This window comes from Prevotella sp. CAG:255 (assembly GCF_000431195.1).
GTDB classification, from domain to species: Bacteria; Bacteroidota; Bacteroidia; order Bacteroidales; family Bacteroidaceae; genus Prevotella; species Prevotella rara.
Genome location: NZ_HF986862.1, coordinates 133,070 through 159,250, shown reverse-complemented (window position 1 = coordinate 159,250; position 26,181 = coordinate 133,070). Strand labels below are relative to the sequence as shown.

The 26,181-nt window shown below is 51.1% G+C and carries 15 protein-coding genes, 1 tRNA gene and 1 pseudogene; 15 read left to right on the top strand and 2 right to left on the bottom strand.

Features of this window, described 5'->3' with window-relative positions:
• The first annotated feature begins 34 nt into the window (after window positions 1–34).
• The gene (locus tag QVO66_RS13325) at window positions 35–403 is read left to right on the top strand and encodes a YbaN family protein (RefSeq protein ID WP_053397848.1); all 369 of its coding nucleotides are present in this window, start codon (window positions 35–37) and stop codon (window positions 401–403) included.
• A 196-nt stretch (window positions 404–599) separates the two neighbouring features.
• On the opposite strand, the gene QVO66_RS13320 is transcribed toward QVO66_RS13325, so the two are convergent.
• Window positions 600–3,095 carry a TonB-dependent receptor domain-containing protein gene (locus tag QVO66_RS13320; protein ID WP_021856000.1) on the bottom strand — a complete coding sequence of 832 codons (2,496 nt, stop codon included), beginning with the start codon at window positions 3,093–3,095 and terminating at the stop codon, window positions 600–602.
• 106 nt (window positions 3,096–3,201) lie between these two features.
• Here QVO66_RS13320 and QVO66_RS13315 point away from each other — a divergent pair.
• The 13 genes and pseudogenes from QVO66_RS13315 to QVO66_RS13255 all read left to right on the top strand — a co-directional run bounded on the left by QVO66_RS13315 (window position 3,202) and on the right by QVO66_RS13255 (window position 22,486).
• Window positions 3,202–3,273 (top strand) — tRNA-Arg (locus QVO66_RS13315).
• 763 nt (window positions 3,274–4,036) lie between these two features.
• Entirely contained in the window at window positions 4,037–6,427 is a 2,391-nt protein-coding gene (locus tag QVO66_RS13310) for a TonB-dependent receptor (protein ID WP_441295441.1), read from the top strand.
• A 59-nt stretch (window positions 6,428–6,486) separates the two neighbouring features.
• Entirely contained in the window at window positions 6,487–7,920 is a 1,434-nt protein-coding gene (locus tag QVO66_RS13305; protein WP_021855998.1) for a DUF4374 domain-containing protein, read from the top strand.
• A 108-nt stretch (window positions 7,921–8,028) separates the two neighbouring features.
• Entirely contained in the window at window positions 8,029–9,186 is a 1,158-nt protein-coding gene (locus QVO66_RS13300; RefSeq protein ID WP_021855997.1) for a PepSY-associated TM helix domain-containing protein, read from the top strand.
• Between the two features lie 453 nt (window positions 9,187–9,639).
• The gene (gene crcB, locus QVO66_RS13295; RefSeq protein WP_021855995.1) at window positions 9,640–10,017 is read left to right on the top strand and encodes a fluoride efflux transporter CrcB; all 378 of its coding nucleotides are present in this window, start codon (window positions 9,640–9,642) and stop codon (window positions 10,015–10,017) included.
• Between the two features lies 1 nt (window position 10,018).
• A complete protein-coding gene (locus tag QVO66_RS13290) occupies window positions 10,019–11,185 on the top strand; it encodes a TlpA disulfide reductase family protein (RefSeq protein ID WP_021855994.1) in 1,167 nt (388 codons plus the stop codon).
• Between the two features lie 193 nt (window positions 11,186–11,378).
• Window positions 11,379–12,593 carry an alkaline phosphatase family protein gene (locus QVO66_RS13285; protein WP_021855993.1) on the top strand — a complete coding sequence of 405 codons (1,215 nt, stop codon included), beginning with the start codon at window positions 11,379–11,381 and terminating at the stop codon, window positions 12,591–12,593.
• A gap of 245 nt (window positions 12,594–12,838) precedes the next feature.
• Window positions 12,839–13,999, top strand: coding sequence for a glycosyltransferase (locus tag QVO66_RS13280; protein WP_021855992.1), 1,161 nt, complete (start codon window positions 12,839–12,841; stop codon window positions 13,997–13,999).
• Between the two features lie 490 nt (window positions 14,000–14,489).
• Window positions 14,490–15,722, top strand: a complete 1,233-nt coding sequence (locus QVO66_RS13275; RefSeq protein WP_021855991.1) for a nucleoside recognition domain-containing protein — start codon at window positions 14,490–14,492, stop codon at window positions 15,720–15,722.
• Window positions 15,723–15,783: 61 nt separating this feature from the next.
• Window positions 15,784–17,314 (top strand): annotated as a pseudogene (locus QVO66_RS13270) (oligosaccharide flippase family protein).
• Between the two features lie 111 nt (window positions 17,315–17,425).
• Entirely contained in the window at window positions 17,426–19,546 is a 2,121-nt protein-coding gene (locus tag QVO66_RS13265; RefSeq protein WP_021855989.1) for a S46 family peptidase, read from the top strand.
• A gap of 368 nt (window positions 19,547–19,914) precedes the next feature.
• The gene (locus QVO66_RS13260; protein WP_021855988.1) at window positions 19,915–20,331 is read left to right on the top strand and encodes a hypothetical protein; all 417 of its coding nucleotides are present in this window, start codon (window positions 19,915–19,917) and stop codon (window positions 20,329–20,331) included.
• Between the two features lie 991 nt (window positions 20,332–21,322).
• Window positions 21,323–22,486, top strand: coding sequence for a multidrug effflux MFS transporter (locus tag QVO66_RS13255; protein ID WP_021855987.1), 1,164 nt, complete (start codon window positions 21,323–21,325; stop codon window positions 22,484–22,486).
• A gap of 121 nt (window positions 22,487–22,607) precedes the next feature.
• Here the strand turns inward: QVO66_RS13255 and QVO66_RS13250 are convergent, their stop codons facing one another.
• Window positions 22,608–23,291 (bottom strand): hypothetical protein, encoded by a 684-nt coding sequence (locus tag QVO66_RS13250; protein WP_021855986.1) that lies wholly within the window; start codon window positions 23,289–23,291, stop codon window positions 22,608–22,610.
• 890 nt (window positions 23,292–24,181) lie between these two features.
• Here QVO66_RS13250 and QVO66_RS13245 point away from each other — a divergent pair.
• Window positions 24,182–26,005 carry an Omp28-related outer membrane protein gene (locus QVO66_RS13245; RefSeq protein WP_288172905.1) on the top strand — a complete coding sequence of 608 codons (1,824 nt, stop codon included), beginning with the start codon at window positions 24,182–24,184 and terminating at the stop codon, window positions 26,003–26,005.
• The last annotated feature ends 176 nt before the right edge of the window (window positions 26,006–26,181 follow it).

Below are 26,181 nucleotides of genomic sequence, written 5' to 3'. Positions count from 1 at the left end.
CCGTTATTTCGTGCCGTGTTATTATCTTTGCGGCATGAAATATGTTTTCATGTTGATAGGTTCTGTGTCGCTGGTGCTGGGAGTTGCAGGCATATTTCTGCCCCTGCTGCCCACCACGCCCTTTCTTCTGCTTGCGGCAGCGATGTTCTTTCGCAGTTCGCCGCGTGCCTACAGGTGGCTTCTCGGGCACAGATATCTCGGTCCGTACATACGCAGCTTCCGCGAGGACCGCAGCATACCGCTGCGCGCCAAGATAGTGGCTTTGTCGCTGCTGTGGCTCACGTCGCTTCATTGTGTGGTGCTGATATTCGACTCCTGGTGGCTGCGTGCCGCCATGCTTGCCGTTGCCCTGGGCGTGAGCTGCTATATCTTGTCGTTCAAGACGCGGCGCAATGCCGACTGAGGGAATTCCTTCAGTTGCCTTACTTGTTGCCTTCAGTCTTATTATGTAGGTGCAGTGCCCTTGTCCCCGTTGTTTCTTTATCGGCGTAAATATATAAAATGCGACCGGCGTCGGTTCTATCCGTGATAGATTCTGACGGCCGGTCGCACTGCGATGTGTTGCGTTATAAATAACTTAAACTATTTATTGGTCTGGTCTATTCGTATCCGTTCTCCATTCCGTTCATGTTCTCAGAGCCTTCGTTGGCGCTGTTGTTGACCTTTTTCTTAGGTGCCTTTGCCTTCATGTTACCGAAGTTCCATGTCAGCGAGAGGTTCACGGTGCGTCCGCTTCTCCAGTTTTTCTGATAGCGTGTGAAGGTGTCCGAGCTTGTGTAGTTCTCAAACTTGCGCGAGTTGAGCAGGTCGCGGCAGTTGATGGCGAGCGTCAGCTTCTTGTCGAGGAATGTCTTGCGCAGACCCAGGTCCATGCTGAAGTTGGCCTTGCGGTATCCCTGTGTGATCACCTGGCGTGCGCGGTAGCGTCCTGACAGCTGCAGAGATATGTCCCAGGGCAGCATCAGCGAAGCCTGCATGCGTGCGTTCCATGTAAAGTTGTTGTTGCTCTCGCCTGTAACGGTCTGGCCGTCCACGTCGTATGTAAAGCCGTCGAGCTTGTAGTAGTAGGCGTTTGCCGTGGTGGTGAGGTCGAGTATGCGGCATATTCTGTTCTTCAATACCAGTTCGAGACCGGTGCTCAGGCTGTTAGACACGTTCATGTAGGTCTGATACATCATGTTGTCCGTGCTGCTCTGATATTTTATCTGCTGTATGACGTCGCTTGTGGGACGATAGTATGCACTGACAAGCATTGAGTGAGCGTCCCATGTTTTCAGGTAGTTGAGCGAGAACGAGTTGCTGAACTCCGGGGTAAGTTCGGGATTACCGAACGATATCATCGATGCGTCGCGTGTGTTCTTGAAGCTGTTGAGCTGGCCTCCCCACGGACGGCGCAGACGGCGTGTATAGTTGAGCTGCAGCTGCTGTGTCTCGTCGAGCTGATAAGAGAGGAACACGCTCGGGAACAGTTCGAAATAGTCTTTCTTGAACGGATTGTCGCGTTTCGAAGGGTCGTGTTCCTGCTCGTAGTTGTAGCTTTCGGTGTTCACACGCCAGTATTCGCCGCGCAGACCGGCCATTACGCCGAACTTGCCGAACTTCATCGTTGCCGTTGCATAGAGCGCGTGCAGGTCCATGTTGTAGATAAAGCGGTTGTAGTAAGCCTCGTCTTCCACCTGGTTTACACCGTCCCATGACGTGTCGTCGATAAAAGACTCCTGCGGAGAGTTCTCTCGGCTGAAGTTGCCTTGGTATCCTGCCTGAAGCATAATCTTGTCGGTTATGGGGTTCTCGTAGTCGAGTTTCACCTCCCACGACCTGTTGTTCATCAGCATCGGGCGGTTCTGGTAGTCGTATTCTGTGGGCAGCGGCTCGTCGATATACGTGGTGCTGTCCTGGTAGATGTTGCTCTGGTCCATCTTCCATTTGTTGAAGTCGACGGTGAAGTCGAGATAATGCTTGTCGGTAAAGTTGTGGCGGTAGTTGAATTCGCCGTAGTACATGTTCATGTCAGAGCTTCCCGACGAGCGGCGCAGCATGATGTAGCTGTCCTGCGGTGCGCCTATCGTACCATAGTGATACGGCGTTGTGCCTCCGTTCTTGTGTCCGCCGACCATTGTCATTCCGCTCAGTGTGAACTCGTCCTTGTCGGTTGCGCGGAAGGTTAGTCCGGCGCGTGCGAACATATTGTTGCCCATGCGGTCGTTGTCGGCCGTGTACGACTGATATTCGTTTGTGTTGAGATACTCCTGATAGCTCATCGAGCCGCCGTCGTTGCTGCGGTGGCGGTAGCCAAGGCTTGCGTATCCCTCAAAGCGTCCGATGTTGAAGTTGATGTTGCCGTTCACGTTGGCGCTTCCGCGCGTGCTTCCTCCGGCCTGCACAGAGCCGTAGTATCCGGCCTGGCGGTTCTTCTTCAGTATGATGTTAATGATGCCGGCGCTTCCCTCGGCGCTGAATTTTGCCGACGGGTTGTCTATCACCTCTATTCTCTCTATGCTCTCAGAAGGCAGCTGCTGAAGGATTTCGGCGCGGTTGTCGCTTGTCAGTCCGCTTGCCTTTCCGTTGATCCACACCTCCACGCTGGTGTTGCCGCGCAGCGATATGTTGCCGTCAGTGTCAACCTCTACCGACGGGATGTTCTCCAGCACGTCAGTGGCGTCGCCTCCGGCATTGGTGATGTCCTGCGAAACGTCGAACGACTTGCGGTCAACCTCGAGCCTCATTGTAGGCCTCTGTGCCGTCACCGTAACCTCTTCGAGCGTCTGGCTGTCGTCGTTCATGTAGATCTTCTTAAAGTTCATGTGCCTTCTGTTTTCGGCCACGCTGAACGCTTTTTCAACCGTGGTGTAGCCTATGTAGGTAAGCTTCACGGTGTAGTTGCCATAGGGCAGCTTGTCGATGTAGAACAGGCCTTTCTCGTCTGAGATGGCACCTTTTACGAATTTTGATGTTGCACGGTTATACACAGCAACGTTGACGAAGGGCATAGCCTCTCCCGTCTGTGTATCCTCAACCTTTCCCCTTACGCTGCCTTGCGCATGGCATATGGCGGCGTATAATACTAACAGACTAAAAATAATAAGTTTCTTCATAACACCTATTGTGATGTTTCTAAGCGTGAAAAGTTTAATTGTTAATATGATTTTTCACATTTTATTTGGTTTTACGTCATAAACTGACTAACTTTGCAGTCGGATTGGTCTCATAGTTCAATGGATAGAACAAGTCTCTCCTAAAGATTAGATCCGAGTTCGATTCTCGGTGAGACCACTTTCAGAGCGGCATCCATGCGGTTGCCGCTTTTTTGTTTTGCCGCCCTGCCGTATATGTGCATGCCGTCTGGCAGCCGGGGCGTAGGCATGAGCGATGGGCGAGGGCCTTGCGGCAGATGCGTTGTGCCTCCGCTTTATATATACGCAACAGCCGCTTAATTGTGTCATAACATTATGATATTTTAACGTTGAGGCCGATTTCTGCCTTTTGTTTTAACACATCGCGGAGCGCGTTTCGGCGTTCCACGGGGCCGTGTCTTGCCGCTCTAATGTCCGTTTTGTCATGTCCGTCATGCCGTTTATGGTCAGAAATTCCCCAAGCTCATCATTCCTTCATTGATTTTCGTCCCGTTTTTCAGTCAGAAAGCCATGCTCTTATGCTGCAAAAGGCATCCTTTTACGCCCTAAAAGCTATCCTTTCGCCTTGCAAAAGGTGGCCTTTCGCCTTGCCGTTTCGTGCCATTTGTCATGCCGTTTGCGTAATGTACTGATTGATAAGGTGTTATAAAACATGCCGTTTTTTCGTGTTTTTCATTCCGGAATACGTTCCGCTTTCAAAAATACGGCTGTTTCAGCAATGCCAATTAACTTATTTAACATCTTTTCGTTCCGTCGTCCTGAATACCCATAAATTATTATCCGCCCCGGCAAGTGTGTGCCTCTGCAGGGCCATAAAAATACCGATTTTTTGCTATTGCAGGCATTTTTATTTACAATTAACTTTGCAGCGGTTTTATTTATTAACGAAAATACTTGTCAAAGTGAAAGCAAAAGGCTTCAGATTAACGCTTATTTTAATTAATGTTCTTATATCGCTTACACTGCATGCGCAGACAGGCGGCAGCGGAACAATATCGGGAAAGATAGTAACAGACGGCAAGCAGGCAGTGGAATACGCCACGGTCAGGCTGAAGGGCACATCATACGGCGGCCATACAGACATGCAGGGCATATATCATATAACCGCCCCGGCAGGGCGCTACAGCCTTGTGGTGTCGGCCGTAGGATACAAGACCGTAGAGCAGACCGTCGCCATCGAGGCCGGCGTAAGGCTGAAACTGAATGTCCGTATGAAGGAAGACGCCATACAGCTTGACGAGGTTTCGGTGGTGTCGGCAGGCGTAAGCAGAGTGAAAAACTCAGCCTACAACGCCGTGGCAGTTGACACCCGCGACATGCTCAACACCACCAAGACGCTGAGCGAGGCCCTCGCCAAGACACCCGGACTTAAGCTCAGGGAGTCGGGCGGAGTAGGGTCGGACATGAACCTCATGCTCGACGGCTTCAGCGGCAAGCACGTAAAGATATTCATCGACGGTGTGCCGCAGGAAGGCGTGGGCAGCTCGTTCGGGCTGAACAACATACCCGTGAGCTTTGCCGACCGCATAGAGGTCTACAAGGGCGTGGTGCCTGTGGGCTTCGGCACTGATGCCATAGGCGGCGTTGTCAACATCGTCACCAACCGCAAGCGCCGCAGCTGGTTTCTTGACGCATCTTATTCGTATGGCTCATTCAATACACATAAGTCGTACATAAACTTCGGACAGACGTTCAAGAACGGCTTCACATATGAGATAAACGCCTTTCAGAACTACTCCGACAACAGCTACCGAGTTGATGCTCCGGTGCTCGACTTCGGCTCGCAGAGCATCGATACAAAGACGCTCTACAGCGTAAAGCGCTTCAACGACACTTATCATAATGAGGCAGTGGTGGCAAAGTTCGGACTGACAGACAAGAGCTGGGCCGACAAGCTGATGTTCGGCTTCACCTATTCTCACATGTACAAGGAGATACAGACAGGCGTAAGACAGAAGACTGTGTACGGACAGAAGCACCGCCACGGCTATTCGCTCATGCCGTCGATCGAGTATTCAAAGCGCGACCTCTTTGTCAAGGGGCTCAGCCTCGTGGCCACAGCCAACTATAACCGCAACTCAACCACCAACGTCGACACGGCAAGCTACCGCTACAACTGGCTCGGCGAGCGGCAGCGCACAAGCTCTCCGGGAGAGCAGTCGTATCTCTACTCGAGGGCAGACAACGACAACTGGAATGCCACTCTCAACATAACATACCGCATAGCGAGGATGCACACGCTGACATTCAACAACGTGTTCAATGCCTTTAGCCGCGACAACACGTCGCTTCTGTACGGACGAGAGGACAAAGACCCCATATCCAAGGACATGAGAAAGAACATAGCCGGACTCTCATACAGGCTCCTGCCTTCGGAAAAGTGGAACATCTCGCTCTTCGGCAAGTACTACCGCCAGTATGTGTCGGGGCCGGTGGCTGTCGACGAGAACGCAAGCAGCTATGTAAAAACCAGCCGTACGATAGACTCCTGGGGCTATGGCGCGGCCGGAACCTGCTTCATCGCTGACGGACTGCAGGCCAAGCTGTCGTATGAAAAGGCTTGCCGCCTGCCCACGATAGAGGAGATGTTCGGCGACGAAGACCTCGAGACGGGCAGCGTGCTCATACGTCCTGAGCGCAGCGACAACATCAATTTAAGCCTTAGCTGGAGCAAGTCGTTCGGCAGTCACTCGCTTTACGTGGAGGGCGGACTGGTCTACCGCGACACGCGCGACTACATCCAGCGCAGCATTGCCGAGCTCAGCGGCAACCGCGAGGGTGCCTACTATGAGAACTACGGCAAGGTGAAGACAACCGGATTCAATCTTTCGGCACGCTACACCCTGGACCGCTGGCTCAGCATTGGCGGCAACTTCACCCGCATGGACGTGCGCGACAACGAGAAGATAATGGTGGGCAGCACCTCGGTGGCCAATCCCGTGTATAAGTCGCGCATGCCAAACGTGCCATGGCAGTTTGCCGATGCCGACGTAAACTTCTACTGGCACGACCTTCTGAAAGAAGGAAACATGCTCACAGTGACCTACGACAATCAGTATCTGCACAGCTTCTGTTACTATTCCGAAGGCGTGCAGGCCGTCAATCTGAGCGACTATATGGTGCCTACGCAGTTCTCCCACAACCTCACTCTTACCTACAGCATGTGCCGCGGACGCTACAACGTGTCGCTTGAGTGCCGCAACTTCACCAATGAGAAGCTCTACGACAACTTCAGTCTGCAAAAGGCGGGGCGCGCATTCTACGGCAAGGTGAGGATATATTTAGGCAGATGAGATGCCGGTTACACGAAGGATAAACGATAAAGTTAAACTAAATAATAAATTTAAGACAAATGAATAAGAACCGTTTCCTTGCCGGAATGCTGGCCATTGCTGCGTCCGGAGTTTTCTTTGCGTCATGTTCTGACGATGCCGCTGACGATGGCGGAGGTGCAGCTTCAGGCATTACGAACCCTTATGTGATAGCAACCACAGTCACAGGCTCTAACACCACGGCCAACATCCTCACCTCGGCAGCGTCGCTTGAGGGCGAGATAACGCCTTCGGGACTTGCCAACGACGGCGCCACCTACTGGGTGTTCCACGGCCGCAAGTATCTTTATGCGCTCAACTATCATCAGGGCGAGAGCGGCACAACCTACTCTTATGTGCGCAACAGCGCTACAGGTGCGCTTGAGCAGCGTGCCAAGGAGTATTACGTTACGCGCTTCACCACCTACGGCCTGTATGACAACTACATCATGACGACGTCGAGCGGCGACGGCAACGCGGCATGGGCCGACCCCGTTACGGGCTATCTGCCGCAGGCGTTCAAGGTGTCTTATCTCGATGTTGACAGCGAGACATTCGAGTCGAACACCGTTGCTACTGACGGCAACGATACTTCCGTGGCCGATGAGGACTATATCTGCGAGAACTTTCTGGGCAACGGCGAGTATGTAACTCTTGCCGGACTGGAGCAGGTGGGCAGCAAGATATACAGCGCAGCCGTGCCGATGGGACTGTCGCAGTATGGCTGTCAGCAGTTTACAGACGACGCCCGCACTCAGTATAAGTGGGTGCGCCCGGGCTATGAAGACCTTATCAAGACCGAGAGCGGCGGCACAAACAGCAGCGCTTACGACAAAGATGAGCTGCAATGGACCCAGTGGCCCGACGAATGTTGGGTGGCTGTGTTTGCCGACAGGACACTGAAGGAGAAGAAACTGATAAAGACCGACAAGATAAGTTATGCCTGCGGACGCAACAAGTCGCAGTATTATCAGATGGTATGGGCAACGGACGACGGCCGGTATGTCTACGTCATATCGCCCAGTTATGCCAAGACGATGGCCGATGCACGCCAGCAGACCACGCTGCCGGCAGGAGTGGTGCGCATAGACACGTCGACTGAGGACTTTGACGACTATTACTGCAACCTTGAGCAGCTGTCGCCCAACGGACTTCTGCGCAGCTGGTATATTGGCGGCGACAGCTTTCTGTTCCTTATGTATGATGCCCCGATTACCTCATCGGACAAGACTGCCAACCGCCTTGCCGTGTTCAATGCGTCGGCAAAGACTCTGACCGATGTCACGGGCCTGCCCTCTGACGTGTCAGGCTTCGGCTCTACGCCTTACATGGCCGACGGATATGCATACGTGTCGGTGAACACCGGGTCGGGCTATCCTGCCATATGGAAGATTGATCCTGCCACAGGTGCGGCCACAAAGGGGCTCACCGTCAGCGGTGCAACCACAGTGACGGCCGTAGGACGCATTGACTGATCAGTGCTGATGATATGTCGCCGTCATGCAGGCGGAGGTCTGCCGGAGTGCATCTTAGCATGTTCCGGCAGATAATAATTTGACAAAAATGACGTTGAATAATAGTATATGAAAAAGATTTTCTTAAAGTTTCACTTGTGGCTTTCGGTGCCTTTCGGCATCATAGTCACGCTGATATGCTTCTCGGGCGCCATGCTTGTGTTTGAGCCCGAGGCCGTTAAGCTGCTAAGGCACGACGTGCTGTATGTAGACAGACCTCAGCACACGGCGCTGCCGATAGAAAGTCTCGTGAGGAACGTTGAGCAGACGCTGCCCGAAGACGTAAGGGTTACGGGCGTAACGATGTATGCCGACCCAGAGATGGCATGCAAGGTAAATCTCTCAAAGCCGCGCCGCGCTGCCGTGTATGTAGACCAGTATACGGGCGAGGTGAAGGGGCTGTATGAGCGTCCGGCGTTTTTCGCTACGATGCTGAAGCTTCACCGCTGGCTGTTAGACAGTCGTGACGACAGCGGCGGAGTGTTCTGGGGCCGCACCGTTGTGGGCATATCCACCATTGTTTTTGTGCTGGTGCTGCTGTCGGGCGTGGTGATATGGTGGCCTAAGTCGCGCCGCATGCTGCGCAACAGTCTGAAGATAACCGCATCGAAGGGCCGCCATCTGCTGTGGCGAGGCCTGCACGTGGCAGGCGGAATGTATGTCCTACTGCTGTTGCTCGTCATGGCTCTTACCGGACTTACATGGTCGTTCCAGTGGTACAGCAAGGGCTTCTATGCCCTCTTCGGCGTCAGCGAGGTGCCCAAGAGCGGCGCCGTGGCGTATGCCGAGCAGGCGAAGAAGGGAAAAAGCAAGGCGAAAGGAGACAGGAATAGGGCTGAAGGCGCCCGTGAAAAGGGCCGGAATGATGCTGCCGCGTGTGCCATGTGGCAGACTGCCTATGACGCCTTGCGCGCCCGCAACCCCGAATATGAGCAGATAACCGTGTCGGACGGTACGGCCGAGGTGGCTTTCGGCGGACTTGGCAACCAGCGTGCTGCCGACAAATATACGTTCGACAAGTCGACGGGCAGCATAACGTCGTCGTCGCCCTACGCCGACTCGGCAAGGTCGTCAAAGCTGCGCGGCTGGATAATGTCTGTCCACATGGGCACGTGGGGCGGTATGCTCACTCGCTTGCTGTGGTTCGTCGCCGCCCTGTTTGGCGCCACGCTGCCCCTTACGGGCTATTATCTGTGGATACGCCGCCTGCGCCGCCGTGCGCGATGATGATGTCTCGGATGGCGCAAACTGGGCGTATGTATTGAGTTAATGTAGGCGGCTGGAGGGTTGGTTTGTGCCGCGTCCAGATGTCATGGCATAGGCACAATTGTCCGGCGGACAGATATATATAAGATGAAAGGTGGTCTTTTGCATTCCAAAAGGCCACCTTTTGCCGTCTAAAAGGCCGTCTTTTGCCGTCTGAAAGATGACCTTTTATATTGTAAGCAATATGCTTTGTTTTGCTTAACGGTTTTCTTTTGTAGATATGTCGGCGGCAGATGCTGTAAGCATTAAGGCAAGTTTTGCTTACAGATTTTTGGCGTTTGCGGATTAGTCGGCCTCGTTTCCTCTCGTGCTTCATATTTTGATAATGTAAATATTGTCCCGTAAATAAAAATAAAAGACTGTTTCACGCCCTTTTATTTTGTATTTCACTCAACTTGCATTAACTTTGCAAGCATGTTGAAAAATATACTTTTAGTGGCCTTGGGCGGAGCCTGCGGCAGCGTGGCCCGCTATCTGCTGTCGAAGCTTGTGCAGGACAATGCACTGTCTAATTTCCCCTTCGGCACCATGACGGTCAACATTCTGGGATGCCTGCTGATAGGCATGGTCTACGGACTTGCGGAAAACAACATCAGTATAAGCCCTGCGCTGAAGCTTCTCCTCACGGTAGGCTTCTGCGGAGGATTCACCACGTTCAGCACGTTCATGAACGAGTCGCTCTCGCTCCTGCGTGCCGACAGCGCGGCCATGATGGCCCTTTATGTCGGCGGCAGCGTGGCGCTGGGACTGCTGGCCGTGTTTGCCGGATTGCAAATAATAAAACTAATATAAAATGAAGAAGACGTTTTCATCATTATGCTTGTGCACGCTGGCCCTCATGGCGGCCATGCTGACCTCCTGCAACAACAAGAAGTTTCATATAAACGGAACTGTCACCGAGGCCAAAGACTCTGTGCTGTATCTTGAGAACATGAGTCTCGACGGACCGGTGGTGGTCGATTCGGTTAAGCTCGACGACAAAGGTGCCTTCAGCTTCAGCGGAAAGGCTCCCGATGCTCCCGAGTTCTACAGGCTCAGAATAGCCGGACAGATAATCAACCTCAGCGTTGACTCAACCGAGACGGTTGACGTAAAGGCGTCGTATCCGTCGATGGCAACGGGATATACCGTTGACGGCTCGGCCGAATGTGCCACCATCAGAGAGCTCGCCCTGAAGCAGATAGACCTGCAGAACCGCGTGATAGCCGTACAGAACAACCCCAACCTGGGCTACGACCTTACGCGCGACAGCATCGGAAAGCTCGTGGCTGCATATAAGGAAGACATAAAGCGCAACTATATCTATAAGGCACCGATGCGCGCATCGTCGTATTTCGCACTGTTCCAGACGCTCGGCAACATGCTGATATTCAACCCGCGCGAGAATGCCGACGACGTTAAGGTGTTTGCAGCGGTGGCAACAAGCTGGGACACTTATCATCCCGACGCCCTGAGAGGCAAGAACCTGCACAACATAGCCATTGAAGGCATGAAGAACGTGCGCATCATGCGCAACAAGATGGCAGCCCAGAACATCGACGCCAGCAAGGTGAACGTGTCTAACATCATAGACATCTCGCTGCTCGACAATCAGGGCAACCGCCGCAGCCTGACCGACCTGAAGGGCAAGGTGGTGATGCTCGACTTCCATGTCTTCGGCTCAAACGGCTCTACAAAGCGTATAATGGAGATGCGCGAGCTGTATAACAAATATCACGACCGCGGCTTCGAGATATATCAGGTGGCGTTCGATCCGGACGAACACTTCTGGAAAACGCAGACTGCCGCACTGCCATGGATAAGCGTAAGAGACCCGCAGGGACTGCAGTCGCAGAACCTTGCCGCTTATAACGTGAGCAGCATACCAACCTTCTTCCTCATAGACCGCAACAACGAGGTGAAGAAGCGCGACTCGCAGATAACTGACATAGACGCCGAGATAAACGCCCTGCTTAACTGATATCAGAGGTAAGGCCAAGGCAAAAGAATACAGGCGGGTTCTATAAATTCGGAATAGACAGCATGACAGCAGCAAAGACAGTCATCGGAAGCCGGATTTATAGAACCCGCCTTAAATTATAACAGAGCGTTGAGGCTTTGCCCCCGCCGTGTGCATGATGACATTCAACATTTATAAATACGTGATAATAGAGATGAAGAACATTAGAAAAATTAGCTTGCTTACCTTCCTGCTGCTCGCATTTGCAGCCGTAAGGCTGTGCGCCGGGCGTCATTACACGGTGATAGTGTCGCTCGACGGATGCCGCTGGGACTATCCGATGATGTACGACACGCCGTTTCTCGACTCGCTCGGAAGCCGCGGCGTTAGCGCCGTTATGCGCCCGTCGTTCCCCTCGAAGACATTCCCCAACCACTATACGCTTGCCACAGGACTCGTGCCCGACCATCACGGAATAATAGCCAACAGGTTTTATGACGTGGCTTCGGGCCGCACCTACAGCATAAGCGACAAGGCAACGAGCAAGGATGGCTCGTTCTATGGAGGCGAACCGATATGGCTCACGGCAAAGCGTCAGGGCGTAAAGGTGGGCGTGGTCTACTGGCCCGGCTCTGATGTGGCCATCAAAGGCATGTATCCCGACTACTACAAGGACTATGCAAAGAAGCCTCTGCTGACCTTTCCCGAACGACTTGACGAGGCAGAACGCCTGCTGACGCTGCCCGACAGCGTGCGTCCGCAGCTCGTGATGATATACTTTAACGAGCCCGACCACAGCGGACACTCGTACGGACCGGCATCTAAGCAGACGCGTAAGGCCGTCGAGGAGCTCGACTCGCTGATGTGCAGCTTGTACAAAAGGCTGCGCGCTCTGCCCTGCGGACAGGACATCAACTTCATTGTTACGTCCGACCACGGCATGGCATCCACATCGTCCGAGCGCATAATACGCCTATCTGAATATCTGAAACCCGAATGGTGTGAGCGCGTCATGGCAGACCTGCCCACGCTGATATTCCCGAAGAAGGGCCACGAAGACGACATAATGAATGCCCTGAGGGGCGTGGCGCACATACGGACGTGGAAGAAAGATGAAGTGCCCGAGTGCTTCCATTACGGCACCAACCGCAACATTGCGCCGATAGTGGTAATGCCTGACGTGGGCTGGGTGGTGTCGGAAGACGGCAGGGTGATACCCGGCAACCACGGATTCGACCCCTACAACTCCGAACTTAACGTGCCCTTCCGTGCCGAGGGGCCCGACTTCAAGCACGGATATGTGAAGACCACCATGTTCGACAACACCTGCATATATCCTCTTCTGTCGCGTCTGCTGGACATAGAGCCGGCTCCTTGCGACGGAAATATTGACGACGTGGCAGACCTGCTCGCGCCGGTTGGACAATAAAATCATATACATATATTCTTTGCGGAGGCAGTGCGGCGGCACGCCTCCGCTTTTTTTGTTCCGTCAGGTGCCGTGAATGTCAACCGTGAAAGACAGAATAAGCACGCAGAACGGGCGTTGAACGGTAAAGAGACATCAAGTAACACAAAGGTAAACACATTGAAACGCTATTGTCAGACGATAGCAACGCCGGAGTAATCAGTGTTTTGTTACTTTGCGGCATAACAAGATAAAACATATAAAAGATGCTCGGAATTTTCAACGACTGCTTTCCGCCGATAATGGACGGGGTGTCTGTAACGGTGCAGAACTATGCGCGGTGGCTCAACCGCAAGTGCAACAACGTGTGCGTGGTGACGCCTTCGGTGCCCGGTACGGTGTATGATGAGGAGTTTCCCGTTTACAATTACTTCTCTCTGCCCATACCCATGCGCAAGCCTTACCGCATGGGGTTCCCGCGTGTCGACCTGCCTTTCCGCTCCCGTATAGGCAAAGTCGGCTTCTCGCTGGTGCATGCCCACAGTCCGTTTTCGTCGGGCAGGCTGGCGCTGAAGATTGCGCGCGAGCAGAACATCCCCATCGTTGCCACGTTCCACTCTAAATACCGGGCCGACTTTGAACGCGCCATACCAAACAAGATGGTTGTCGACTATATGGTGAAAAACGTCGTCGACTTCTACAGTCAGGCCGATGAGGTGTGGATTCCGCAGGCTTCTGTCGAGGAGACTCTGCGCGAATATGGCTACAAGGGCAGGGTGGAAGTGGTGGACAACGGCAACGACTTTGCCGCCGACACACGCACAGACCTGCTCAGGAGCGAAGGCCGCGCGATGCTCGGGGCAGGACGCTGCGAGCCGGTGCTGCTCTTCGTGGGGCAGCATATCTATGAGAAGAATCCGCAGCTCATCATCCGTTCGCTCGCCAACATGCGCGACCGCTCATGGCACATGTATTTCATTGGCACGGGATATGCCGCCGGCGAACTGCGGCAGATGGTGCAGTCAAAGGGACTTGACGACAGAGTGACGTTCCTCGGACAGATAACCGACCGCGAGAAGCTTAAGCGCTGTTATGCCGCTGCCGACGTATTCCTCTTCCCGTCGCTCTACGACAACGCTCCGCTCGTGGTGCGCGAGGCGGCAGCCATGCACACGCCGTCGCTCATGGCGCAAGGCTCGACGGCTGCAAGCGTGATAAGAGACAACGTGAACGGCTTTTTGTGCAGTGCCGACGAGCAGGGCTTTACGGAGCGCCTGGTGCAGATTCTTGCCGACAATCGCCTGCGCCGTGCTGCCGGCGACAACGCACGCGCCACGCTGGCACGCTCATGGCAGGACATAGCCGACGAGGTCTACGACCGCTACATGCATCTCGTGCGCCGTCGCGGAGGCATGCTCTCGGCATGATTTCAAGGATGATTTTACAGCCGTCTGCGTCGTGACGACGCCCGTGGCGGCATACATGATACAGCAAAAACCTTTATTTCTATACTATTTATGACACACATTTTAAGGCGTTGCCGGGCGGACAATGGTGCCGTCGGCAACGCCTTGTCTTTCAGACAGTTACAGGCGGCTTTCCAAAAGACCGTCTTTTAGCCTCTGAAAGGTGCCCTTTCGGGCGCTGAAAGGGCACCTTTTGCAGCGCGAAACATGGCCTTTTGCAAAGCCGTTTGCGGCATGATGAAAAATATTTACATATATCCCGGCTTTTCGTCCGTTCGGGCCATGTGCCCATCAGTTGTCGTTCTGTGATCCATGTGATGCGCCGTGGCGGCGCCGATGAAACCTCCATGTGGCAAAAAAGCCGCGCAGACGGACGAAAGAGCGTGAAAAAATGTATTAAAAGGCATAACTTTTTGCAAAGCCGGATAAAAATCTTATTTTTGCAGACTATATGGTACTGAATTATATTTGGATAGCATTTTTCGTGGTTGCCTTCGTCATAGCCTTGTTCAGGCTTGTGGTGATGGGCGACACCGAGGTGTTTCCCGAAATAATGAACTCCACGTTTGCCTCGTCCAAGACGGCCTTCGAGATATCCCTCGGCCTTACGGGCGTGCTGTCGCTGTGGCTCGGCATAATGAAGATAGGCGAGCGCGGCGGCGTGGTAAATGCGCTGGCAAGGGTGCTTAGTCCGGTGTTTACGCGCCTCTTTCCCGACATACCGAAGGGCCATCCCGTTACGGGCAGCATATTCATGAACATAGCCGCCAACATGCTCGGCCTCGACAATGCTGCCACTCCGCTCGGCCTCAAGGCCATGGAACAGATGCAGACGCTCAACACAAGGAAGGACACGGCAACGAATCCGATGATAATGTTCCTCGTGCTCAACACGTCGGGACTAACCATCATCCCCGTTTCCATAATGGTCTACCGTGCCCAGATGGGTGCGGCACAGCCCACGGATATATTCATACCCATACTCCTTGCCACGTTCTTCTCAACGCTGACGGGCATCATCGTCACCAGTCTGTACCAGCGCATCAACCTGCTTAACCGCGTGATGCTGCTCACCCTGGGCGGTCTTTGCGTTGCGGTGGCAGCCGTGATGTGGGGCTTCGGCAGGCTCGACAAGGAGCAGATGAACATCGTTAGCACGTCGGTGGCCAACATTCTGCTGTTCACCATCATCATAACATTCATCCTCGCAGGAGTCAGAAAGAAGGTGAACGTCTACGATGCGTTCATCGAAGGCGCCAAGGACGGATTCTCGACGGCCGTGAGGATAATACCTTATCTGGTGGCAATACTCGTTGGAATCGGCGTTTTTCGCGCCTCGGGAGCCATGGATATGCTCATAGGCGGCATAAAATGGGTGGTTGAGGCCTGCGGTGGCAACACCGACTTTGTGGGCGCGCTGCCCACGGCACTGATGAAACCGCTGTCGGGCAGCGGTGCGCGCGGCATGATGGTGGACGCCATGACAACCTACGGCGCCGACTCGTTCGTGGGCCGTCTGAGCTGCATCTTCCAGGGATCAACCGACACCACGTTCTATATCCTTGCCGTATATTTCGGCAGCGTGGGCGTAAGATACACCCGCCACGCCGTGGCCTGCGGTCTTCTGGCCGACCTTGCCGGCGTGATAGCGGCCATAGCCATATGCTATATGTTCTTCGGATGATGCCGCAGGGCAGTAAGAAGGGCATTAATATGATGTCAGAAAATATAACTTATTAGATATTATGAGTAATCTTAAAGGTCTTGCAAAAGACACGGCCATCTACGGACTGAGCAGCATCGTGGGCCGTTTTCTCAACTATCTGCTCGTGCCTCTCTACACCGCCAAGCTCTCGGCGGCAAGCGGCGGCTACGGGGTTATAACCAATGTGTATGCCTATACGGCGCTGCTGCTCGTCATCCTTACCTACGGTATGGAGACAACCTTCTTCCGCTTTGCCAACAAGGAGGGCGAAAATCCGCAGAAAGTCTACTCAACCACGCTCATGGCTGTAGGCTTCACGTCGCTCCTGTTCGTGGCATTGGTGCTGGCGTTCATAGGTCCCATTTCATCGGCTATGGGCTATGCAGAGCATCCCTCGTATGTGTGGGTTATGGCAATAGCCGTTGCGCTCGACGCGTTTCAGTGTATCCCGTTCGCATATCTGCGCTACAAGAAGCGCCCGATAAAGTTTGCCGCGCTCAAGCTCTTTAACATCGTGCTTACCATTGCGCTCAACCTTGTGTTCTTCCTGCTGCTGCCTGCGCTCTACGAAAATGGCGGAAACGGCGGTTTTATCGGCAATATCTACAGTCCGGAGGTGGGCGTAGGCTATGTGTTCTATATCAACCTGTTCTGCTCCGCCTCGCTAATGTTCCTGCTTGTAAAGGAGCTTACGGGCTTCAAATACACCTTCGACAGCGCCCTCATGCGCCGCATGCTGTCTTACAGCTGGCCTATCCTGGTGCTCGGCATTGCCGGAATACTTAATCAGACGGCCGACAAGATACTCTTTCCCTANTCAGCCGGCCGACAAGATACTCTCCCCCTATATCTACAAGAACGCCGATGCCCACTCACAGCTCGGCATCTACGGCGCCGCCAGCAAGATAGCGATGATCATGGCCATGATAACTCAGGCGTTCCGCTATGCCTACGAGCCGTTCGTGTTCGGCAAGGCGAAGGACAAAGACAACCGCGAAACCTACGCCAAGGCCATGAAGTATTTTGTTGTCTTCACCCTTCTGGCATTCCTCGTAGTGATAGGATATATGGACATTCTGCGCCATCTCATCGGCCGCGACTACTGGAGCGGACTCAAGGTGGTGCCCATCGTGATGGCGGCAGAGATAATGATGGGCGTATATTTCAACCTGTCGTTCTGGTATAAACTCATCGACAAGACCATCTGGGGCGCCTGGTTCTCCGGGGCAGGCTGCCTGGTGCTCATCCTTGTCAATGTGATATTCGTGCCCCGCTTCGGCTACATTGCCTGTGCGTGGGGCGGATTTGCAGGCTACGGCACGGCCATGCTGCTCTCTTACTTCGTAGGACAGAAGCATTATCCGATAGCCTATCCCGTCAAAGACATCATGCTCTATGTGGGCGTGGCCCTCGTTATGTTCGTTGCCATGCGCTTTGCCAACGCCGATCTGCCCGTATGGGCTGCCCTCGGCGTCAACACACTGCTCATAGTGATGTTCATGGCAATGATCGTTAAGCGCGACTTCCCGCTTTCCGGGCTTCCCGTCGTCGGCAAATACTTCCGCAAGTAGCGTGCCGCACGGTGCCCCTTCCGCCGTCTGTGGCGGCGCGGGACGTCAGTGACCGTAACAGATATAATAATATAATCGACAATTATCCTTAATCCTTTTAAAACATACACAATGAAAAAAGCAAAAGCTCTATTACTTTCAGCGCTCATGGCGGCTGCCCCCATGGCTCATGCTGACGAAGGAATGTGGACGCTCTACAACCTGCCACAGGCTGTTTACGACCAGATGAAATCTTACGGTTTCAGTCTTCCTTACAACGACATTTATGGCAGCAAGGACGCCATCAAGAACTCTGTAGTGCTCTTTGGCGGCTTCTGCTCGGGCGTGGTTGTATCGCCCGATGGCCTTGTATTCACCAACCATCACTGCGGTTTTGAGGCAATACGCAGCCACTCTACCGTGGAGCACGACTACATGCTCAACGGCTTCTATGCCAAGAGCTATGAAGAAGAGCTTCCTAACGAAAACCTCTTCGTTAGTTTCATGGTTAAGCAGGAGGACGTAAGCCAGCGCCTCAAGGCTCTCGGCATCGACAAACTGTCTGACGAGGAGGCCACACAGCTCATCGACTCTGTTGCCGCCGCTATGACAGAAGAGGCACGTCAGGCCGACAAAGGTCTTCACGTGGAGATTGACCCATACTATGAAGGCAACCAGTATTTTGCCACTACATACCGCATGTTTACCGACGTGCGCCTCGTTTTCACCGTACCTAAGTCTATGGGTAAGTTCGGTGGCGAGACAGACAACTGGATGTGGCCGCGCCAGACATGCGACTTCAGCGTGTTCCGTATATATGCCGACCCGAAGACTAACGGCCCGGCAGAATATTCTAAGGACAATGTGCCCTACAAGGCACCTCACTGGGCACAGGTTTCGCTCGACGGATACAAGGACGGCGACTTCGCAATGACTGTTGGTTATCCCGGCAGCACCGAGCGTTATCTCTCTTCTTACGGCATCAAGGAGATGCGCGACGCAGGCAACGCAACACGTGTGCAGGTGCGCGGCGTAAAGCAGGAGATAATGAAGCGCCACATGCAGGCCGACGAGGCTGTGCGCATCAAGTATGACTCTAAGTACGCACAGAGCGCCAACTACTGGAAAAACTCTATGGGTATGAACAAATGTATCGATTCTATCGGTATCATCGGTCAGAAGCAGGCTTACGAGAAGCTTATCCGCCAGTATCAGGAGAAGACAGGATACCTGCAGGGCAAGCTCGACTTCGACAAGATGGCAAAGCTATACGGCGAGCGTTTCGACCGCATGCGTGCCTTCTATTACTGGTATGAAACATTCAACGGAACATGCGAGCTGACATCACGTGCGCTCAAATACTGCAACGGCATGGAGGCCAAGGGCTCAGAGAAAGACTCGCTGAAGATGTACAACGAGTTTGAGGACAACAGCGACGCATGGGACGAGGCACTGGATAAAGAGGTGTTCTCTGTGCTGCTCCAGAACTACCGCGAGCACGTAGACAAGCAGTATCTGCCGTCGTTCTATACAACAATCGACAAGAAGTTCAAGGGCAACTGCAAGGCTTATGTTGACTATCTCTACAAGAAGTCTATCCTCATGAAGAAGGGCGCAAAGATCTACTTCAACAAGAAGGGTACAGAGAAAGACCCGGGCATACAGCTCGGACTGTCGCTCCAGAAGTATCTTGCTGACCAGAAGGAGGCTCTCGGAACACTCAGCGACTCGATAGCTCTGCAGGAGAAATATCTCTGCGCCGCACGTCTGCGCATGGAAGAGGATATGCCTCACTACAGCGACGCCAACATGACAATGCGCCTCAGCTACGGACGCGTTGGCGGATTCACCATGAACGGCTCGCCTTCAGGCTACTATACAACAGCCGAGAGCATCGTCAAGAAGATGAAGACCAGCGACAACTTCTCTGACTATTATGCAGAGCCTATCATGTCAGAACTCCTTTCAGCCAAGGACTTCGGCAAGTATCAGGACAAGACAACGGGCAAGATGCAGCTCTGCTTCCTGACAAACAACGACATCACCGGCGGTAACAGCGGCTCGCCTATGTTCAACGGCAAGGGCGAACTCATCGGTCTGGCCTTCGACGGCAACTGGGACAGCCTGTCAAGCGACATCTACTTCGAGAAGAACCTGGCACGCTGCATCGGTGTTGACATCCGCTATGTCATCTTCATGATGGACAAGTGGGGCCACGCTGACCGTCTGCTCAAGGAAATGAACGTAGAGTAATGCTCTCTGCGTAAATATAAAATACCGTTGTGATAACGGATTTGTCTTTCATATGATTTAGCTATGGCGCGCCGCAAAAGCGGCGCGCTTTTTTTATGTCTTATGCCTGCGAGGCCTGGTCAGGGCCTTTTCGTGGTCTATGGGAGATACAAGCCTTATTGTTACTATTGCGCATTGTGGCGGAGATAATAGGCCTTCAGACAGAAAAATCGCCGTTTCATCGCATCCGTGAAGCGTCTGCCGTGCGCCTGTTATGACTGTAAATGCCGCGCTGACGAAAATAATTTGCGCCTATAATGTTTTTTAGATGTTTTGAGAGAAGAGTTTGGCCGTAACTGATTAAATTTGCAGAAACAATATTTTAGCTTATGAAAAAACTTATTTTTGCGCTCTTCGTGAGCCTCGTTCCGCTGCTGTTGCCGGCGCAGACCGACTCAACATTCAACGTTACCCTGCACAACGACGAATATAAAATATACATAACGATGAATCTCTACGACAAGAACGTGGACGTGCCGGGGCAGGCCGTGCTGGGCAAAGTGGACGGATTCATCGCCTCTAAGCAGAGCACGGGCAAGTGGATTATCGTGTCGTCGCAGATTAAAAGCAAGAATGAGGCCGAGATAGAAGTGATCAACGACTACGGCAGCGAAGACTTTACGGCCGTGATAAAGCGCAACTCTGACGGCACCTACTCGTACACCAAGAAGGGCGGAAGCACGCTGAAGTTTGCCGTGAGGGGCAAATGGCAGAAGATTCCCGGCAGTGTCGAGTTTGTCAGATAGCCGATTTCATCGTATTTTTCACCTTGATACATAACCATGTATTGTGCTTTACAGGAGCGCAATACATGGTTTTTGTTTTCCTGCACCTGTTATAGTAAAGCCGCGGGCTCACCCGGTGTGTGGCTTTGTTCTTACGTTTAACTGAAGAATAAAGGTAGAATATTGAATGGTTCATGTGCCGCTCAGATGTCCTGCAGCGGTCTGTGTCAGCTCTCTTGGCGATATATTATGCCGCTGACATTCTGCCGTAACCGCCGCATTATCCGCAGAAAACATAGCCGGCAGCATTTCCGTCGCCTTGAAAATACATCTGTAACCTTAATCTCTGATATGCTTACACATTGATTTTTGTTGACGCTCTCATACTGCGATATTTGAAAATAAAAACCATTTGGCCGCAAAAATGGCTCAAAATCGTGTGCAAACGCAAAAGCTTAGATAGCAGTATGTTACATGCGCCGATGCCGTTCTGTGCAAAGATTTTTGTCCGATTTGGGACAAAAACGCCCGTTTTTCAATGAAAAAACAGGGCTGTTTGTGCGATGAAACCGGCCTGTTTTCTGCTGAAAAGTGGCCGAGTTATTTTCCTAAAGCATACCTTTTGCATGATAATGTAAATATACTTTACCATTAAGGCAGTCTGCCTGCCTTATTATTTTCTATTTCATCGGAAAATCCGTACATTTTTGCGGTGACACAATGACAGGCTGCGGCCTGCTTAACGTGTCACGGAGCTATCTACGGATGGCTGCCCTAAGTTGTTGCGGCAGAGGCAAAAGGCACGTAGGGCAGGCGTAACTCTTGAGATTAGTCAGGTCTGAATCGGTCTTCGTCCATATTTTTCGTATATCCGTCTATGTTTTTGGTCTATAAAACCCTGCGGTTTAGTATATGCGTGGTCGGCAGCCTGCCGTGATTCTTTTCGCGGCTCACACATTTTTGCTAACTTTGCACCCGAATAAGATAATGGAGGATAACAATGAAACAAAACATGAAAGTATTTATTCCTGCCACGCTCGGCATGCTTACGGCCTTCGGTCCGTTCGTTACAGACTTCTATCTTCCGGTGCTGCCGGAGATGACAGGCTATTTCCACACCACGCCCGCGCTGGCCTCCATGAGCCTCACGGCCGGCATGATAGGTCTTGCCGCCGGTCAGCTGTTCATAGGGCCGCTCACCGACAAGTATGGGCGCAAGCGCATATTGGTTGGCTCTATGCTGCTCTTTGTGGTGGCGTCGCTGCTGTGCATATTCTCGGGAGATATATTTATGTTTAACGCCATGCGCGTGCTGCAGGGACTGGCCGGTGCAGGAGGCATAGTGATTGCCAAGAGCATGTCGGCCGACATGTACACAGGCCGCGAGCTTGCCAGCTTCATGGCTCTGCTCGGCGCCATCAACGGCATTGCACCAGTGTGCGCCCCGGTGGTCGGCGGACTTATGGCCGGCGTTACGTCGTGGACAGGCGTTTTTGCAGTCATTCTTGCCGTGGGACTTGTGCTCATGGTGTGCAGTATGTTTCTGCCTGAGACGCTGCAGCCTGCCAACCGCATACGGAAGAGCGTGATAAAGGTGTACGGCAATCTGTTCCGCGTGTTTCGCAACTCTCGCTTCACTCTTTCCGTCATGGCCGAGATGGCTTGCTTCTTTATGTTCTTTGCCTACATAGCCTCTTCGCCGTTTATCATGCAGCAGGTGTATCATCTTTCGCCGCTCGGCTATAGTCTCTGTTTCGGCCTGAACGCGCTCATGATAGGCGTTGGTGCCGCCATGGCCACGCGTTTCCGCAGTCAGGGCACATGCCTGCGCTTCGGCGGTCTGGGCATGCTTGCCGGCACGCTGCTGCTTGCGTTCCTGCTCAACACGGCCATGCCCCTCTGGATAGTCATGCTGGCATATATCTACACGCTGATATGCTTCGGACTGATGCAGCCGCCTTTGACGGCCATAGCCCTCGACAGCGAGCGCGACAATGCCGGTGCTGCCAGTGCCATCTTCGGTGCCTCCGGCTTTGTTGCCGGTGCCCTTTCGAGTCCGCTTGTAGGCATTGGCGACATAACCCTCACTTCAGGCCTCGTCATGGCATGCGGAGCCGTTGTCTGCCTCCTGTTTATCCTGCCGTTGAGCAGCAAGCTGCGCGCCGTTGCGGCATAGGCGTGCTCCGTTGCGGCTGATTTCTTCTTAATTGTGCCAGACTTTTGTTACAGAAAATAAAAACAGCGTGGAAACTGCCAAGACGGTTTCCACGCTGTTATGTTTTATAGTCGGGGTTATATTATCTTATAACTTTTTTTGCCGTCTTTCCGTTGGCGTACTTAATGATGTTTACACCCTTTTTCGGAGCAGTCAGTTTGCGTCCGTCAAGGCTGTAGTATGCAACAATGCTGCCGTTGTCTTCTGATACAGTTCCGCTTATCGATGTAACGTCTTCGTTTGTAAATTCGACGGTTATCGACGGGCCTGCAATTCCATCAGAAGTGTCGTTGGCATCAGCGAGCTTCTTCACTGTATATGTTATGGTCATCAGCGAGCCGGGCTTTACGTTGGCTACAGGGTCGTCGCCAAAAGGATTATAGTTGGCGTCGAGTATCCATTCGTCCATGAATGGTTCTGTGTCGCCCATCATGGGTGATACGGCAGAGGTGTAGCTTCCGGCTTCAAGGTTAGGCGACTTGCAGTTGACAAAGCATATCTGATATGCAGTTCCTTCAGTCATCTCTTTTATAGTGTAGTCAACTCTTGCGTAAACCGAGCCTTCCACGTTCTTTTTTACCGACAAGCCCGAATGAATCACAGGGCCGTAGAACGTATCGTTCTCAATGTTTGTACGTTTTATTGTAGTGCCGTCTTCTATTACATTTCCTTCGGCATCAATAAAAGAAAACGTGTTGTCAATCTGTGCGTTGGCAAACAGGCTTCCTGTCAATAAAGACAGTGCTAAGGTAAAAACTCTTCTCATATTTCTAAAGTTGGTTAATGTTTTTTGTTTATATTATATATGTTATTTTAAAATTAATGAAAAAATCTGTCGGGCTATTAACAGAAATTCATCTCTTAAATCACAGTTATAAATGTTTATCATAGCGTATTCTGCAAGATACACCGGCGTTTTTTCGTCTTTAACGATGAGTTTTTGGCTCATACGGAAGGGCTGTCGTATTTTAATATAATGTGTCCGATGTTCTATATTGTCGGTGCAAAGATATTAAAAAGAATGATATTGTGTATATGTGTCGTGTAATATTTTGATATTTATTATCCGTTAACGGTTTTACAATGATAATCCGTTGTACGGTATTCTTTCAATGTGCATAAATATTCATAGGTATATGAAAATGTATTGTATATTTTTTCAGAGCCATATTGCTCAACAAATTGTCTTTATGTACGCATGTTTTGTGTGATTATAAGTGAAATGTATGTTTTTTGCTCATGTTTTAAAGTATGATGTAAAAATTTTTGATAATTATTTTTAGTATTATGCGACTTATTTTTATAATATTAGCACATATAGGTTAAAAACAGTATATAAATGTAAATATTTACCCGTGCCTTTTAACTTTTTATGTAATATTTTTTTTATACTTTTTTTATTTTATGATAAAATAAAATTAAACTATGGTTATTTACGATAAATTTTTACTAAAAATAATTGTATTACTTTTAATATATTACTTTTACGAATTTTAACCATAATGTTTGTTTTTGCTTTTGATGAATTTATACTTAATTGCTAATTGTTGTGAACAATTAGATATTAAAGACACACATTCTCTATTAATTTATATATAAAATTCGGTTAAGTGTAATATTATGATAAAAGGTTCTACTTTTGTTATGGGGATGCTGATGCTCCCAATTTGTATGTCTGCACAGACAAAAATAGGTTACAGTAATGGTGACTTCGAACGTACAGACGGTGTAAGGCTCAATAGCAGCGAACAGCAGTCGGCTGCTATCAGGATACCTGTGTCAAAGTTGAAGACCTTGGCAGGCAAGAAAATTACAGGTGTCAGAGGCGTGTTCGGTACGAGAAACGTCGAGTCGGTTAAGTTCTTTATCACGGACAATCTTAACGGCACTCCTTTGTACGAGCAGGCTATTAGCGGAGTAAGTACAAGTTGGAAGAATTTTACTCTTGACACACCTTTTGAAATAACAGCAGATAAGGACCTTTATTTCGGTTTTACAGTTACGAGCACCACTAACTACAGACCTTTGGCTTTCGACCGCAGCTACGGAGAGAAAGGCTGTTCATACGGCGTAAATGAAGACGGAGAATGGGTGGATCTGTTCAGCAACAAGATGGGATGCTTTAACATTATGTTGCTTGTTGATGATGCACCGGCTTTTGTTGATGTTTCAGTGCGTCCTTTCGATGCTGATGGCTATTATAAGACTGAAAGCGAATATAAATTTCAGGGTCAGTTGTATAACTTCGGAAGTGAGACTGTGACAAGTTTTGACGTTCACTGCAAGTTTGACAATAAGGAGACAGAGACATTTACAGTAAGCGGAGTGTCGATACCCAATGCGTCAACATATAATTTTGATATTCCGAATATACTGACAGAGAGCCAGGGACGCAAGGTGGTCGAACTGTCTGTAGATAATATAAACGGCACGGCAGACACTGACGCCACGGATAACGAGTGCCAGAGTACGGTCTATTTCTATCCGGCTGACATTCAGCGCTCATATTTGCTTGAGAATTTCACTTCTCAGCTTTGCATCAACTGTCCTGACGGCCATGAAGTAATGGAAGCAACGCTTAAGGACCGCACCGAAAGCATAGTTCAGATCGGACACCATTCTGGTTATCAGCCTGATTCTTTCACGATGGAAGAGGATGATGCCTATGTTGACTTTTATAACAGCAGCTCAACGTTTGCTCCTGCTTTTATGCTTAACAGAGCTACGAATGAGAATATAAGTGCAGCTTCACCGGTGTTTAACGTAAGCCGTGTTTATATAAATGAGAGCATTGATAAACAGGCAACAATTCAGCCCTATGTTGAATTGCAGTTGAATACTGATTTTGACAAGAACACCAGTCTGCTTTCCGGTACGGTTAAGATAAAGACCTATGTAAAGCCGGCAGGAACAGATCCGAGACTTACATTGTGCATTGTTCAGGACTCAATTATGGGTATGCAGCAGAACGGAGGTTCGGCTTATATGCACAGACACGTGTTCAGAGGCTGTCTGAACGGTGCTTGGGGCGAGTCGGTTGCTCTTGAAGAAGGTAAGGAATTTACAAAAGAAATTTCATATACATTGCCTGACAGCATATTGTCTACATACTATGGCATAAACGTAAAGACACTGCCGGAACAGATGTATCTTGTTGCTATCGTAAGCAACTATAATCCTTCAGACGTTACAGACCGTAAGGTGTATAACTGTGCTGAAGTGAGATTTACAGACGGAGGTGCTGCCAGCGGCATTAGTGAAGTGGTGGAGAATAATGTCAGCGGACGCCTGTATGGCTCTTCAGACTGTGTTAAGGCAGACGGAAACTTCGACCGCATGTATGTATATGACATAAACGGAAAACTTGTGCGCAAGTGTGAAAATCCGGGTGAAACATTTACTCTCAGTCCTGGAATATATGTAACCAGGGCTGTCAGAGACGGCAAGACAGCTACGGCTAAATCAGTTATTGCCCGCTGAATAATGTAAAAATAAGTTTAGCATGAGTAGAATGTGGGGACTGGCATATGGCACCAGTCCCCGGTTCTACAAGCTATCACGCATGGTGTTGTGTGAAAACTTTGACGACTCTTAAACGTTGTTACTTAACATTTAATACTAGGGGTAAATCATTATATACTAATTTTTTTAACAAT

Coding starts and splice junctions, on each gene's coding strand:
- QVO66_RS13260 (WP_021855988.1), top strand. CDS start 19,915: ATGAAAAAACTTATTTTTGCGCTCTTCGTGAGCCTCGTTCCGCTGCTG.
- QVO66_RS13305 (WP_021855998.1), top strand. CDS start 6,487: ATGAATAAGAACCGTTTCCTTGCCGGAATGCTGGCCATTGCTGCGTCC.
- QVO66_RS13265 (WP_021855989.1), top strand. CDS start 17,426: ATGAAAAAAGCAAAAGCTCTATTACTTTCAGCGCTCATGGCGGCTGCC.
- QVO66_RS13300 (WP_021855997.1), top strand. CDS start 8,029: ATGAAAAAGATTTTCTTAAAGTTTCACTTGTGGCTTTCGGTGCCTTTC.
- QVO66_RS13290 (WP_021855994.1), top strand. CDS start 10,019: ATGAAGAAGACGTTTTCATCATTATGCTTGTGCACGCTGGCCCTCATG.
- QVO66_RS13250 (WP_021855986.1), bottom strand. CDS start 23,291: ATGAGAAGAGTTTTTACCTTAGCACTGTCTTTATTGACAGGAAGCCTG.
- QVO66_RS13285 (WP_021855993.1), top strand. CDS start 11,379: ATGAAGAACATTAGAAAAATTAGCTTGCTTACCTTCCTGCTGCTCGCA.
- QVO66_RS13275 (WP_021855991.1), top strand. CDS start 14,490: ATGGTACTGAATTATATTTGGATAGCATTTTTCGTGGTTGCCTTCGTC.
- QVO66_RS13245 (WP_288172905.1), top strand. CDS start 24,182: ATGCTCCCAATTTGTATGTCTGCACAGACAAAAATAGGTTACAGTAAT.
- QVO66_RS13325 (WP_053397848.1), top strand. CDS start 35: ATGAAATATGTTTTCATGTTGATAGGTTCTGTGTCGCTGGTGCTGGGA.
- QVO66_RS13320 (WP_021856000.1), bottom strand. CDS start 3,095: ATGAAGAAACTTATTATTTTTAGTCTGTTAGTATTATACGCCGCCATA.
- QVO66_RS13280 (WP_021855992.1), top strand. CDS start 12,839: ATGCTCGGAATTTTCAACGACTGCTTTCCGCCGATAATGGACGGGGTG.
- QVO66_RS13255 (WP_021855987.1), top strand. CDS start 21,323: ATGAAAGTATTTATTCCTGCCACGCTCGGCATGCTTACGGCCTTCGGT.
- crcB (WP_021855995.1), top strand. CDS start 9,640: ATGTTGAAAAATATACTTTTAGTGGCCTTGGGCGGAGCCTGCGGCAGC.